The sequence below is a fragment of the Prevotella dentalis DSM 3688 genome (assembly GCF_000242335.1).
GTDB classification, from domain to species: Bacteria; Bacteroidota; Bacteroidia; order Bacteroidales; family Bacteroidaceae; genus Prevotella; species Prevotella seregens.
The window spans coordinates 333,409-348,032 of the sequence record NC_019968.1 but is presented as its reverse complement, the minus strand read 5'-3'; the positions used below and the strand labels follow the sequence as shown (position 1 = coordinate 348,032).

The following is a 14,624-nucleotide window of genomic DNA, read 5'->3' as shown; positions in this document are numbered from 1 at the left end:
ATATGAAAACGACCAAGCAAATCGCATTCTCCCTGTTGGCCGTCGTCCTGACGCTGACGCTGGGCTTCCTTTTCCAGAGCTGCTCTGATGAGGAGATGCCTACCACTTATTATACATCGGTGAAACTGACGGCTGCGGGATTTATCTCCTCGCGCCAGGACACCTACAGCCAGTTTGAGGCCATCCTCAACCGTGCCAACTACTATACGTTGCTCTCCACCTATGGCAAGTTCACGCTCTTTGCACCTACCAATGCAGCCGTGGACCAGTTTCTGAAACAGAACGGATGGACCAGTGTGGACCAGATTCCCCAAGCCCAGTGCGATACCATTGCCCGCACGCACATCGTGAAGCGGGGAGCCTATTTCACGACCGACGTGAGCGATGCAGCCCTGCCAGAGATGAACATGAACGACCGTTACATCACCATTTCTTCAGACTCCGATGTCGCGCATGGCAATGCTTTGGTATTCTTCGTCAACAAGACGGCCAAGATAACCGAGCGTGACGACTCTGTGACCAACGGCGTGGTGCACACCATCGACCATGTGCTGGGTGCCAGCAACCTGTTTCTGCCCGACCTCATCGACGAGAACCCGGAACTTCGCCTCTTCAGTGAGGCTCTGCATCTCACGGGCATGAAAGACTCCATCTCCAAGTATCTTGACGAGAGTTATACGATCAGTCTCGACTCGGTAGTCGATGGTGTGCCCACCATGTACGGTGGCCGCCCCACCCAGGCCTACTGGCCCGAGAAGCGTTATTTCAAGTTCTCGGCCTTTGTCGAGACCGACTCCATCTTTGCCCTGCACAACATCCACAGTCTGGACGACCTCAAGGCTTATGCCAAGAGGGTGTACGACCAGACCTATCCTGTGGATGCCGGCCGGTACGATGATGACTGGACCAACCGTCGGAATCCGCTCAACCGATTCATTTCCTACCATCTGATCAATCGCCTGGGCAACTATAGCGACTGGGTGAGCTCCGGCGAGATTCGTGAGCAGTGCTGTGTCACGTCAGTGCTCGACCCTGAAGATTATTATGAGACCATGTGTCCCGGCACCATCATGCGCTTTAGCGGTCCGTCGGCTGGATTGTTCATCAATCGCAAAGGGCTGCAAAACAATTTCTCCATCCGTGGTGTCAAGGTGCTGTCTCCGTCAGAGTCGGGCCATGCCGACCAGAACGCCCTGAATGGCATTTACCATTTCATCGATGACATTTTAGTCTATTCTCCCGACGTTCGCGACAAAGTGCTCAACACACGCATCCGTGTGGACGGCACCACCATGAGCCCCGACTTTATGAATGCCGGTGCCCGCGGCCACTTTGGCGAGAACTATCTTACGGCCTTCAAGCATGCCTACATTCAGGACTGGAAGGTGAGCGACGAGACTTTTATCGGCGTACACAGCAATGAACTGGGCTGGCACTCCTACGAGGGCAATGCCATTTGCCTCATGGGCATCTATGATGTGACGATGAAGCTGCCGCCCGTGCCGAGCGGCACCTATGAAATCCGCATGGGCTATACCGTGGGCACGGAGCGCGGTGTGGTGCAGGTCTATCTGAACAATGAGCCTTGCGGCATTCCCATCGACTTGCGTATCTACGGTGTGGCTCCCAACATTGGTTGGGTGTCGGATGGCGAGGACAACGACGAGAACACCGCCAACGACAAAGCCATGCACAACCGTGGCTATATGAAGGGCATGGACAGCTATCGCTCCAGCGGTGGCAATGTGTTCCGTGAGAATGTGGAGAACCTGCGCCGCGTCCTGACAACCACCTATCTGGATTCGGAGAAGACCTACTGGCTGCGCTTCCGCCAAGTGCTCGACGACCCGAAGTGCTACCTCTCCTTCGACTATATCGAGCTTTGTCCGTCCAGCATCTACAACAGTCCCAGGGGCGAAGACCGGCATTAGTCACGGTTGATTGGTATTTTGAAATGAAATAATGAATTATGAATTGTGATTATGACATTCTCATTTAGACATATAGCCCTCATGGCTGCAGCCGGCGCCCTGCTGACGGCGTGCAGCGACTGGGCCGACCATTACGACGGCAAGGCAGACACCACCAGCAGCGAGTCGCTGTGGGCCAGCCTGCAGGCCAACCCCCAGCTCAGCGATTTCTGCGAAGTGCTGCAGCAGTCCCGCATCTTCCGCCACCATCGCCGCACGTCGGTGAGCTATGCCCAGTTGCTCGATGGCGGACAGTCGTTCACGGTTTTTGCGCCGGTCAACGGTACGTTCAACAAGGATTCGCTGCTCAGCCTTGTGCAGACCAACCGTGGTGACTCCACGGTAGAGAAGTTCTTCATCCGCAACCACATCGCCGCTTCTCCCAATTCGGCCGTTGGTACCGGCAGTGAGGTGCGGCTGCTCAATGGCAAGCACGTCAGTCTGTCGGCCGGCGACGTAGAGGGCACCCCCATCGCTACGGGCAACGTCCACGCCAAAAACGGCACGCTGCATGTGCTCGGAGCCCGGATGCCTTACCAGTACAACCTCTATGAGGCTATGACCGATCGGCCTGACTATCAGCCAGTAGGCGATTTCCTGCGCGTCTACAACGAAGACTATTTCGACGAGGATGCCTCTATCTCAAGCGGTCTTGTCGATGGGGTGCCCGTTTATGTGGATTCCGTTATCCATGAGCGCAATACCATGCTGCAGCAGATAGGGCTCCTTGCAGCCGAAGACTCCAGTTATTGGATGGTTGCTCCCACACAGACAGGCTGGAACAAGGCCTATGCCATGGCCCGCCAGTACTTTGTATACGACAAGACAGTGGACAAGCGCGACTCCGTGCAGCATTATTGGACCAATCGTTCATTGCTCGAAGACGCCATCTTCAACATGAACATCCAGCCCTCTTGGCGCGACTCGTTGAAGTCGGTGCAGTACAATGTGCTCACCCCGGAGTACCATGTCTTCTACAGGCCGATGGACGGCGGCATCCTGTCAGGGGCCACGCCGGTAGCCTGCAGCAACGGTACGTTGTATCAGACCTCCGACTGGCCTTTTACGCCCGAGCAGACTTTCTTCAAGGTGCTGCGCACAGAGGGTGAGCGCACGGGCTACATCACGTCTTATACCAGTTGCACCTACAACACCCGTTCCGTGTCGGCCGACTCTGTGTCGAAGAATGCCTATCTCGACATTCTGCCCCAGACGGCCACTTCCAACTGGACGGTCACTTTCCGTGTCGACAACACGCTGTCGGGGACTTATGACATCTGTGCCATCATCCTGCCGCAGACAGTCTACAACCCCAACCAGACCAATCTGCGTCCCTGCAAGTTCCGGGCCAACATCAACTATGTCGACACGGCTGGCGTGCCCCAAACCTATAATTGCGGCAACGTGCAGTTCACCACCGACCCGGCGCGGGTCGACACCGTGGTTCTGGCCAAGGGTTTCACGTTCCCAGCCTGCAACTTCGACCAGGACAACCTCAAGGTGAGCGTACAGCTCCGCTGTTCCATCCTGGCCCGTGAGACCTCCAGATACTCTCGCGAGATGTATCTGGACTGCATCTACTTACGTCCTTCAACCTCAAAAGAAGATTAAACGATGAAAAAACAAATACTGACAGGAGCCCTGCTGTTTGCAGTTGCGTCTGCAATGGCACAGAGAGACAGCATCACCATCAGCGGCGTTGTGACCGATGCCGCCAGCGGTACGCCCGTCCCCGGTGTGCGCATAGAGGCTTATGGCAACAACCGGCTCACGGCCATGACCAACGGAAAGGGTGAGTACAGCTTGCAGCTCCCGGCTTATGTCTCCTCGGTAACGATGATGGGTGTGGGCTATCAGGTGCAGCAGGTGCCCATTGGCCGCCATTTCAATCAAGTGAACGGGCTTCTTTACAGCGACAGCTTCAGCGGCAACTACAGTCGTCGCACCGTGGCCACCGTTGATAAGACAGTGACAGGATTTGAAAATAATGCCGAAGAGAGCATCGATCCACTCATTCATCAGCGGCTGGGTGCCGACGTGCGAACCATGTCGCGGGGCGGCAACGAGGGCGTGGGCTATGTGATGTTTATCGGAGGTCTCAATTCTTTCCAGAGCAACGCCCAGCCGCTGGTTGTGGTCGACGGCGTCATCACTGACCTGCAATACGGCAGCGGCATGCTTCACGACGGCTATTTCAACAATATCCTCTCCAATTTCAATGTGAACGATATTGAGAAAGTGACGGTACTGAAGAATGGAACAGCCATCTATGGAGCCAAAGGAGCCAATGGTGTTATCCTCATCAATACCAAGCGCAACAACAGTATGGCTACCAAGATAGACGTAACCGTCAACGGACGTTACGAGCTCACGCCACGCCTTCCCGAGATGCTGGGAGCTGAGGACTACCGCATTTACGCCACTGAATTGCTGGGCAACCAGACCGATGACGTGTCGGCGTTGCGTTTTGTCAATACAGATCCCACCTATTATTATTACAAGCCCTATCACAACCAGACCAACTGGAAGAACGAGGTCTATCGCAACAGCTTCTCCAGCAACTATGGCATCAATGTACAGGGCGGCGACGAAGTGGCCAGCTACAACCTGTCTGTAGGTTATAGCATGGCTAACAGCACACTGAAAAACAACGACTTCTCGCGGTTCAACATGCGTCTCAACACCGACATCTCTGTGCTTAAGAATCTTGACCTCAGGTTCGATGCCAGTTACAGCGACGTCAACCGCAACCTGCGCGACGACGGCATCCCCAGCGATGTCACGGGTTCCACCATCACTTCGCCGGGTTTCCTGGGTCTCATCAAGGCTCCGTTCCTCTCGCCCTACGCCTATGATGTCAGTGGTCACCGGAGCAATTATCTCTCCGCTGCCGACGACTATCTCTCCGAAGTGTACGGTTCGGATGTTTCTCTGGCCAATCCCAACAGCATTTTGGAATTTGGCGAGGGCAAGAACCGCAATACTTTCGGCAATCGTTTCATCACCCTGAGTGCTACGCCGCGCTATCAGTTCAATCGCCATCTTTCTCTGAGCGAGCACTTTTGCTTCACCTTGCTCAATACCAACGAGAACTATTACCTGCCGCTCACCGGCGTTCCGGCGTTCAGAGTGAAGAGCATGTCCAACAGCTATGTCAACAACATGGCAGAGAGTCTGGCCGGCCGCCAGAACAGTATTCAGAGCGATACGCGTCTGGCGTGGGACAATCGCTTCGGGGCCCACAGTCTGAACGTCTTCGGTGGTGTGCGCTATCTCTCCAGCAACTACAAGCTCAATGTACAGCGTGGCTACAATACAGGCAACGACAAAACCCCCAACATGAGTACTTCCCTGCAGTACAAGTCGACCGAGGGGGCCGACAACAAGATCCGTGACATCACTTGGTATGCCAATGCCGACTATAACTTTGCTGAGCGCTACTATCTCGCGGCCACGCTGTCGGCCGAGGCTTCCAGCCGTTTTGGCAGTGCTGCAGCAGGACTGAATCTTTTTGGCACCGTGTGGGGTCTCTTTCCCAGTGTCGAGGCAGCCTGGGTACTCAGCAATGAAAGGTGGTTTGACACCCGTGGTGCTGTCAATTACCTGAAACTCAATGTGGGCTTCGATGTGACAGGAAACGACGACATCGACTACACGGCTTCTCGTACTTACTTCGTGGCCAACAACATGTTGGGCAGAAGTGTCGATGGCAAGTCCATTGGCAACATCGGCAACGATGAGCTGAAGTGGGAGACTACCCGTCGGTTTACCGCCGGTCTCACGGGCAACTTCTTCAACAATCGTCTCTCTCTGGGCATCCATGCCTACAAGAGCTGGACAAGTGACCTGCTCACGCTGGGCCGTCTGGCTTGGACCAGTGGTATCAAGCAGAACTGGACCAACGGTGGCAAGCTCGAAAATGTGGGCTTCGATGTCAGTGCCTCCTGGCGTATGCTCAACGAGAAAAACGTGAAGTGGGAACTGTCTGCCAGTGTGGGCCATTACAAGAACAAGCTCACCGCCCTTCCCAATGACAATGTCCCCGTGGAGACTTCGCTCTATGGAGCCACGGTGCTGTCGCAGGTAGGGATGCCCGTGGGTGTGTTCTACGGTTACAAGACAGCCGGTGTCTTCTCTACCCAGGCCGAAGCCGATGCAGCCGGTCTCTACCTCCTTGACGAGAGTGGCAACAGGCAGGCTTTTCGGGCGGGCGACATGCACTTTGTCGATGTAGACGGCAATCATGAAATCAATGCCAAGGATCGGCAAGTCATTGGCGACCCCAACCCCGACTTCTATGGCAATCTCACCACATCGATTAGCTGGAAACGTTGGAATCTTACAGCCATAGCCAACTATTCTTTGGGAAACGACATCTACAACTATCAGCGTTCCGTCATCGAGGGAGGCAGCTATTTCTACAATCAGACCACGGCCATGAACCAGCGTTGGACCACCGAAGGGCAGCACACGTCCATTCCTCGTGTGAACTATTCTGACCCGATGGGCAACAGTCGCTTCAGTGATCGCTGGATCGAGGATGGTTCCTACCTGAGTCTGCGCACCGTGACGCTCAGCTACACATGGCCCATGGACTACCAGTATCTCAAGGGACTCACGCTCTGGGCCAGTGTCGGCAACCTCTTCACGCTGACCCATTACCTGGGCTCTGACCCCGACAACATTCTCTCGGGTAGCGTGCTCAGTCAGGGCATCGACCGTGGGCTCTTGGGTCATGGGCGCAGTTTCTCGATGGGTGTCAAGATCAATTTGTAAGGCCATAGTGCCATAACTTTCAACCAAACATATCATGATGAAACGTCATATCTCTTTCCTGGCCCTCTTGCTTCTGCTGGGTTTGTCCTCGTGCTCTGACATGCTCAACACCCATTCAGACCTTGTAGAGTTTGCCGAAGACAACAAACTCGACACCCCCGAGGACTCCGTCTACAGTGTCATGGGCATCCTGCACCAGATGCAGAAGATTGCAGACCGCACTGTGTTGCTGGGCGAGCTGCGTGCCGACCTCATGGAACCCACGGCCAAGGCCTCTGCCGATCTCAAGGCCATTGCTTCCTGCATCGTTCCGGCCACCAATCCCTACAACAGTATCAGCGATTACTATGCAGTCATCAACAACTGCAACTATTTCCTGCACCATGTCGATACCACGCTGCGCAAGCGCAATCGCAGTGTCTTTGCCCGTGAGTATGCCGCAGTAAAGGCTTTCCGTGCTTGGACTTATCTGCAGGCGGCCCAGGTCTATGGTGCCATTCCTTTGCTCACCGACCCCGTCCTTACGGAGTCTGAGGCCCGTGAGGCCATGGCCAAGTCACCGTCCGACATCCCGGCTATTTGCAACTACTTCATCTCCGACCTTGCGCCAGAAGTCGATACTGAGCTGCCGGCCTATGGCAGTATCTCTGCGCAGGAGTCGTCCAGGTTCTTCATTCCTGTGCGTGCTTTGCTCGGCGACCTCTGTCTTTGGGTCGGTCGCTATCAGGAGGCAGCACAGTATTACCACGACTATCTTACCAGACAGGGTCAAGAGATTGTCACCGGAACCAGTGGGGCAAGATGGGGAGATACATCGTACAAGGGTGTTGTAAATGGCTATACCACAGACATACAGTCTTCAAGCGGCGGCGAGGTGCTGTCGTATATCCCCATGGAGTCTTCGGTCTTCAATGGGGTCAAGAGCGGGCTGGCCACTATCTACAACTCCATTTCGGAAAACTATTCCTACTTCCAGGCCAGGCCATCTGCCCGTCTGCGCGAGCTGAGTGCTGCCGAAGACTATTGCATGGTGTATGAGGGTATGGACTCCCACCGTGACACCATTTATGTACCCAAGGTCAATCTGCTTAGTTCCGATGCTGTCGGCGACCTCCGTTTCTTTGCAAGCTATATCCATCGGGTTGAGCTTCAGGGAGCCCATTCACGTTACTCCTCCGACATTCAGATACTGCGCAAGCTCAACAACAATGGTATTACCACCTATCGTCGCACGGTAGTTTACCTTCATTTTGCCGAGGCACTCAACCGTGCGGGCTATCCGCAGTCGGCCATGGCCGTACTGAAGTATGGGCTGTACCCCGAGGCCATCGACAATTATGTAGACTCTGTGGAGCGTAAGGCTGCCGGTACGTTGCTTAGCTTTTCCCAGACCGTGTTCACTCGGAACAACACCCAAGGCATTCACAGTCGTGGTTGTGGTGACAGCGACGCCAATGCCCACTATGTGTTGCCTCAGCCCGAGACTACGCTGGCCAGCCGGGCCGACACAGTAAACTGGCAGGTTCCTCTTGTCGAGGATATGATTATGCGTGAGCTGGCCCTTGAAACAGCTTTCGAGGGCTGCCGCTTCTACGACCTCATGCGGGTGGCCCTGCGCCGTGGTGAACCGGCCTATCTGGCCACACCCGTGAGTCTGCGTGCCGGACAACGCGACGAGTCGCTCTTTCAACTGCTCATGACCCCTTCCAACTGGTATCTGCCCAAGAACTAATCCCATCCTAAGATCGAACAACAAGAACGAATCATGAAACGCATACAAAACCTCCTTGGCCTGTTGATGGGCATGGCCGCTTTGCCAGCTATGGCCCAGACGGTCAACATTACGGTCAGCTCCGGCCGTCTACACACCATCACCGGATTTGGTGCGGCCGCGATGAGCGGCCCTATGGCCCCCATCAATGATGTCAGTGTCATTGACAAGCTCTACGGTCCCGACTCCGAGGTGGGGCTCAACATCCTTCGCATGGAGGTGTCGCCCAATACCATTGGCGATGTCACCACTCCTTGGGACACGCCCTACGACTGGCACGGGTTCCTGCCAGCCGTAAAACGTGCCCGACAGTATGGGGCTATCATCTTTGCCGCACCTTGGAGTCCTCCCGCCAGTTTCAAGACCAATAACAGTGCACGCGGCCAGCTCGCCGACGGTACCATCGGCAAGCTCCGCCGCGACAAGTACAAGGATTTCTTCCCTTGGCTCAACACTTTCATGCGCTATATGCGCAACAATGGGGCCCCGGTCGACGTAGTGTCTATCCAGAACGAGCCCGACTGGCATCCTGATTACAGCGGTTGCTACTACACTCCGCAGGAACTTGATACGCTGGTTCGCGAGTATGGTTCCCGTTTCGACAAATCGTCTGGAGTCAAGCTGATGAGTGGTGAGGCCCTGGGCTACACGCCCAATTATTATGCGCCCACGCTCAACGATTCCGAAGCTCGACAGTACATTGACCTGCTGGGCGGCCACACTTATGGTCATGCTCCGTTCAAATACATGAAACATGCGGCTGCCATGGCCGCCCCCTACGGCATCGGCGCATGGATGACAGAGCACATCGTAGATCCGCGGGCCGACACCGACGGCGACAGCCAGTCGGACACCAAGGTTCGCGACCTTCCCACTTGGCACGAGCAACTGCTTTTTGCCGAGGATGTCAACGAAACGATGCTGGCCGGTGGCTCGGCCTATGTCTACTGGTACATGGTGTCCCATTACAGTTTCATTGGTAGCGGTGAGACTACCATTCAGCCTGGCAACACCTATGGCAAGGTGCTCGACCGTGGCCGCATCATGGGGCAGTTTGCCCGGCACCTTGTGGGGGCCACCATGCTCGACCGTAACAGTAGCATCAACAAGGAGGCCCAAACCTTCGAGTCATCGGCTTTCATCAAGGGCGATTCGCTCATCGTCAATGCCATTGACACGCTGCCACGCCCCCTCACGCTCAATCTCGTATTGCCCTATAAAGCAATCTCCGGCGAGCGCATCACCTCTACCGAGGGCCATATTGGCATCACCGAGACACTGCTTGTCGAGGCTCCCACCCAGCGGTTCAGTCTTCCTATTCCGGCACGCAGCTTCTCCACGTTCATTTTCCGCATCGACCGTTCTGCCACAGGCATCTCGGAGCCAGTCTGTATGCCGCGCATGGTCGACGATGCGTGGTACAATCTGCAGGGCCAGCGTGTGGCCCGCCCACAGCGCGGCATATACATCCATCAAGGACATCAAGTAGTGGTACGATGAAAAAAACGCTCCTTCTTCTCTTCTGCTGTCTCTTGGCCTGTGGGGTACAAGCCGAGGTCGTTCCGGCCCGCATCTTCCAGAGCGGCATGGTATTGCAGCGTTCCAAGCCTGTTCCGGTGTGGGGCACGGCATCGCCCGGCGAGCAGTTCACCATTGTGTTCAACAAGAAATCCTATGTCGTTCGGGCCGATGCCAAGGGGCGGTGGCGCGTGGATTTGCCCGCCATGAAGGCCGGTGGCCCTTACACCATGACCTTCGCGCACTGTCAACTCGACGATATTCTTATCGGCGATGTCTGGCTCTGCACGGGTCAGTCCAACATGGACCTCCCCGTGAGCCGTGTACAGCCCCAGTATCCTGGGTTCACCGAAGATTATGCCAACGACCGCGTGCGTCTGTTGCGGGTCGATCAGGTTGCCTCCGTCAGTGGGCCGCAAACCGATTTTAAAACCTCGGGCTGGCAGACGCTCACGCCCGCCAGCTCCCGTGATTTCTCGGCTCTGGGCTATTTCTTGGGTCGTCGACTGCAATCCGAGACAGGCATTCCGCAGGGCATCATCTGCAACAGCTGGGGCGGAACACCCATCGAGGCTTGGCTCCCGGCCGACTCGTTACAGCGCGACTTTCCGCAGTACACGGCCCGCACCTCGCTTTACACCCCCGACTATGTGGCTTCTCAGACACGTGCCAACCAGTTGATGAACGACCGTTGGCAGCAGTTGCTCGATGAGACCGACCCTGGCATGCACCAAGGCTGGACGGGACTTGATTTCGACGACGGCACATGGCCCGCCGCCAACCAGTATGCCCGCGACTGGGCCCAGGTGGATGGCCGAGGTGTCGTGGGATCAGTCTGGATGCGCCAGCATGTCCATATTGATGCTGCCCACGCCGGCCGGCCGGCCTTGCTTGTGCTGGGCATGCTCTATGATGCCGACCACACCTACGTCAATGGCCGGCGCGTGGGTGTCACCTATTACCAGTATCCACCGCGTCGCTATGCCGTGCCGGCCGGTTTGCTGCACGAGGGCGACAATGTGATTGCCGTTCGTTTTGTCAACAAGACGGGCACCCCCGCTTTCACGCGGGGCAAGAAATACCAGCTTGAGTTCACTCCCGACGACGTGCTTCAGCTCTCCGAGCAGTGGCGCAGCCACATCGGAGCCCGCATGCCCGCCTGTCCGCAGCAGGATGTCACCACGCAATACCTGCCCACCGTGATGCACAACAGCATGCTCCATCCGCTCATTCCTTATGCGCTGGCAGGCGTGGTGTGGTATCAGGGTGAATCCAATACCGACCGTGCCGGCGAATACCGCACGATGCTGCGTAAGCTCAAAGGCGACTGGCGCACTCAGTTTGCCGACTCCAGTCTGTCTGTAGTCATTGTACAACTGGCCAATTTCATGGCTCCCAGTTCCCAGCCGCAGGAGTCGGGATGGGCCGAGTTGCGCGAGGCCCAGCGACTCTCTGCCCTCGAAGACCCCCATGCCGCACTGGCCGTGGCCATAGACTTGGGCGAGGCCAACGACATCCACCCCTTGCGCAAGCGAGAGCTGGCCGACCGCGTGGCTTTGGCCCTTGACCGGCTGCGCGGCAACAGGCACGCAGCCTTGTCGCCCCAGCCAGTGGCGGCTCGGCTGATGAGCCGTGGAGTAGGGGGGCAGTCCCAACCGTATGTGGTGGTACGTTTCGACCAGAAACTGCGCCCGGCCGACACTTTGAGCGAATTTGAGCTGCGGAGCGAAGACGGGCGGTTCCACAATGTGGAGGCCCGCGTATCGGGCAATACGGTGGTCATTGCCTTGGGTACCGTGTCCCGGCCCACGGCCGTGCGCTATGCTTGGAAGAACAACCCCGAACAGGCCAACCTCTACAATCCCGAGGGTCTGCCCGCCTCGCCATTCCAAATTACCGTCGAACCCTAAGTATTTCTCCCGAACTCCACTGTTTCGTTTTTGCTTCAATCTCTGCTTATGCCCGTAAACCAACAGAAACTACCGGCCCGCGAGAAGATAGGCTACGCCATGGGCGATGCCGCTGCCAATCTCGTTTTCCAGATGATGCTGATGTTCCAGCTGATGTTCTATACCGACGTGTTCGGTCTCGAAGGACTTGTAGCTGGCACCGTGCTCCTCATAGCCCGCGTGGCCGATGCCTTTGTCGATCCGGCCGTGGGCATTCTCTCCGACAAGACCAGCACGCGCTGGGGCAAGTACCGGCCGTGGATACTCTGGACGGCATTGCCGTTCTGCGTGTTCTACGTGCTGGCTTTCTGGAATCCCGGCATTGCCGACAAGGCCCTTGTAGCCATCTATGCCACGGTGAGCTATGTGCTGCTCATGTCGTGTTACTCGATGGTCAATACGCCCTACTGCTCGCTGGGCGGTGTCATGACGAGCGACATCGGCGAGCGCACCTCGCTCAACACCTACCGTTTTGTGGCCGTGACCATCGGCCAGATTGTGGTACAGGGGGCCACGCTGCCCCTTGTCGACCATCTGGGTGGTGCCAACCGGCAACAGGGCTGGCTGCTCACGGTGGGGCTCTTTTCCGTATTGTCGTTCTGCTGTCTCATGGCCACCTTCCGCATTACGCGCGAGCGTGTCTCGCCGCCGCCCTTGCAGCAGACAAGCCTGCGTGAGGATCTGCGCGACACCATCTCCGATGCTTCGTGGCGTGCCGTGGTGCTGCTCACGTTCTTTCTGTTCATTGCCTTGGCCATGTGGAACTCGGCCATGAGCTTTTATTTCCGTTATGCCGTAGACCACAAGTCGCTGGCCGACTTCTTGAATGTGTTGGGCATGCAGGTGGACAGGCATTATGCCTACAGCGTGGGCTTCTCCGTCTTCAACATTTCGGCCGCTCTCGTCCAGTTGTTGGGCATCCTCTGCCTGTCGCAATATCTGGCCCGCCGCTATGGCAAGAAAGAGGTGGTCACCGTCTGCCTGTTGCTCACGGCCCTGTTTACAGCCCTGTTTTGGATTCCCCAGAAGACCGACGTGCCCCTCATGTTTGTGCTCAACCTGCTGCGCAGTCTGGCCTACGCCCCCACCATTCCTTTGCTCTGGGCCATGATGGGCGACGTGGCCGACCATGTGGAGTATCTCTCCAACCGCCGATCCACGGGGCTTTGCTTCTCCGGCATGACGTTCTCGCTCAAGCTGGGGCTGGGCTTCGGCGGCGTGCTCACGGGGTTCCTGCTCTCTGTTTTCGGCTATGCGTCGGGCGACGGCTCGGGGGCCGTGCTTGTGCAGAGCGAGATGGCCGAGACGGGCATCCGGCTCACGTCGAGCCTTGTGCCGGCACTCTCGCTGGCCGTGGGCGTGTGGGCGTTGCACCGCAGCCCCATCACCAAGGTCTACAATGAGCGGATGCAGTCCGAACTCTCCGGCCGCCGCTGGATTCGGCTGCTGGGTGCCGGCCGTTACACATCGGGCGCAGGGGCACCCACACCCTCTGCCGTCTCAGTTCAATCATCCGTCAAACATTCTGTTTCCAATGAAGAATAAACTCATGCTCTTGTCGGCTTTCTGGGCCGGCCTGGCCGCTCAGGCCCAACAGCCGGGGCTGAAAGACGCCCTCGGCCCTTACTTTCAGGTGGGCGTGGCCCTCAACACCCGCATTACGGCCGGCGGCGACGCGCAGGCCGATGCGCTGGTCGACCGACATTTCAACACCATTGTGGCCGAGAACTGCTTCAAGGGCGGCGAGGTCACCCCCCGCGAGGGAGTCTACGATTTCACGGATGCCGATGCCGTGGTGAGCTATGCCGAGAAGCACGGGTTGCGCCTCATCGGCCATTGTCTGGTGTGGCACTCGCAGGCTCCCGACTGGTTTTTCAAGCATGCCGACGGCACCGTCGTCTCGCGTGACGAACTGATTCGCCGTATGCAGACCCACATCCGCACCATGGTGGGCCGCTACAAAGGCAAGGTCTATGGCTGGGACGTGGTGAACGAGGCCGTCGAGGACAATGGCGAGTTCCGCCGGTCACCTTATTATAATATCATCGGTCCCGAGTTCATCGACATTGCCTTCCGCACGGCCCATGAGGCCGACCCCGATGCCGAACTCTACTACAACGACTACTCCATGGCCAAGCCTGGCAAACGGACGGCCGTGTGCCGCCTCGTGCGTCACCTCCAGTCCGAGGGGCTGCGCATCGATGCCGTGGGCATGCAGAGCCACCAGGGACTCGATTATCCCGACCTGGCCGACTATGAGGCCAGCATCGACAGCTTTGCAGCCTGCGGTGTTAAGGTGAGCTTGAGCGAACTCGACCTCAACGTGCTGCCCTCTCCCCGGAATTTCGGAGGGGCCGGCATAGAGCAGAATTACGCGTTCCAGCAGCCGATGAACCCCTATGCCGACGGAGTCCCGGCCGACGTGCAGCGGCAGATCGACGCACGCTGGATGGACTTCTTCCGCATCTACCGCCGCCATGCCAGCCAGATAGAGCGCGTCACACTGTGGGGACTCACCGATGGCGGCTCCTGGCTCAACGACTGGCCCATCCGTGGACGCACCAATTATGGGCTGCTCTTCGACCGCCAAGGCAGGGCCAAACCGGTGGTGGATCAGATTGTCAACCTCTTCAAATAACG

At 57.1% G+C, this 14,624-nt stretch carries 8 protein-coding genes; all 8 read left to right on the top strand.

Annotation, left to right across the window (positions count from 1 at the left end; translation table 11 throughout):
• Nucleotides 1–2: 2 nt before the first annotated feature.
• From PREDE_RS08720 to PREDE_RS08685, 8 genes are read left to right on the top strand one after another with little or no spacing between them, the layout of a single operon-like run.
• Complete coding sequence (locus tag PREDE_RS08720; RefSeq protein WP_005846603.1) at nucleotides 3–1,931, top strand: fasciclin domain-containing protein; 1,929 nt, start codon at nucleotides 3–5, stop codon at nucleotides 1,929–1,931.
• A 51-nt stretch (nucleotides 1,932–1,982) separates the two neighbouring features.
• The gene (locus PREDE_RS08715; RefSeq protein WP_005846602.1) at nucleotides 1,983–3,581 is read left to right on the top strand and encodes a fasciclin domain-containing protein; all 1,599 of its coding nucleotides are present in this window, start codon (nucleotides 1,983–1,985) and stop codon (nucleotides 3,579–3,581) included.
• Nucleotides 3,582–3,584: 3 nt separating this feature from the next.
• A complete protein-coding gene (locus tag PREDE_RS08710; protein ID WP_005846600.1) occupies nucleotides 3,585–6,746 on the top strand; it encodes a SusC/RagA family TonB-linked outer membrane protein in 3,162 nt (1,053 codons plus the stop codon).
• Between the two features lie 34 nt (nucleotides 6,747–6,780).
• Nucleotides 6,781–8,478, top strand: coding sequence for a RagB/SusD family nutrient uptake outer membrane protein (locus PREDE_RS08705; RefSeq protein ID WP_005846599.1), 1,698 nt, complete (start codon nucleotides 6,781–6,783; stop codon nucleotides 8,476–8,478).
• Between the two features lie 33 nt (nucleotides 8,479–8,511).
• A complete protein-coding gene (locus tag PREDE_RS08700) occupies nucleotides 8,512–10,017 on the top strand; it encodes a glycoside hydrolase (RefSeq protein WP_005846597.1) in 1,506 nt (501 codons plus the stop codon).
• Nucleotides 10,014–11,945 (top strand): sialate O-acetylesterase, encoded by a 1,932-nt coding sequence (locus tag PREDE_RS08695; protein WP_005846595.1) that lies wholly within the window; start codon nucleotides 10,014–10,016, stop codon nucleotides 11,943–11,945. The genes PREDE_RS08700 and PREDE_RS08695 overlap by 4 nt, the downstream gene beginning before the upstream one ends.
• A 48-nt stretch (nucleotides 11,946–11,993) precedes the next feature.
• On the top strand, nucleotides 11,994–13,529 hold the full coding sequence (locus tag PREDE_RS08690) for an MFS transporter (RefSeq protein WP_005846593.1): 1,536 nt from the start codon (nucleotides 11,994–11,996) through the stop codon (nucleotides 13,527–13,529).
• Entirely contained in the window at nucleotides 13,519–14,622 is a 1,104-nt protein-coding gene (locus PREDE_RS08685) for an endo-1,4-beta-xylanase (RefSeq protein WP_005846591.1), read from the top strand. The genes PREDE_RS08690 and PREDE_RS08685 overlap by 11 nt, the downstream gene beginning before the upstream one ends.
• Nucleotides 14,623–14,624: the final 2 nt, after the last annotated feature.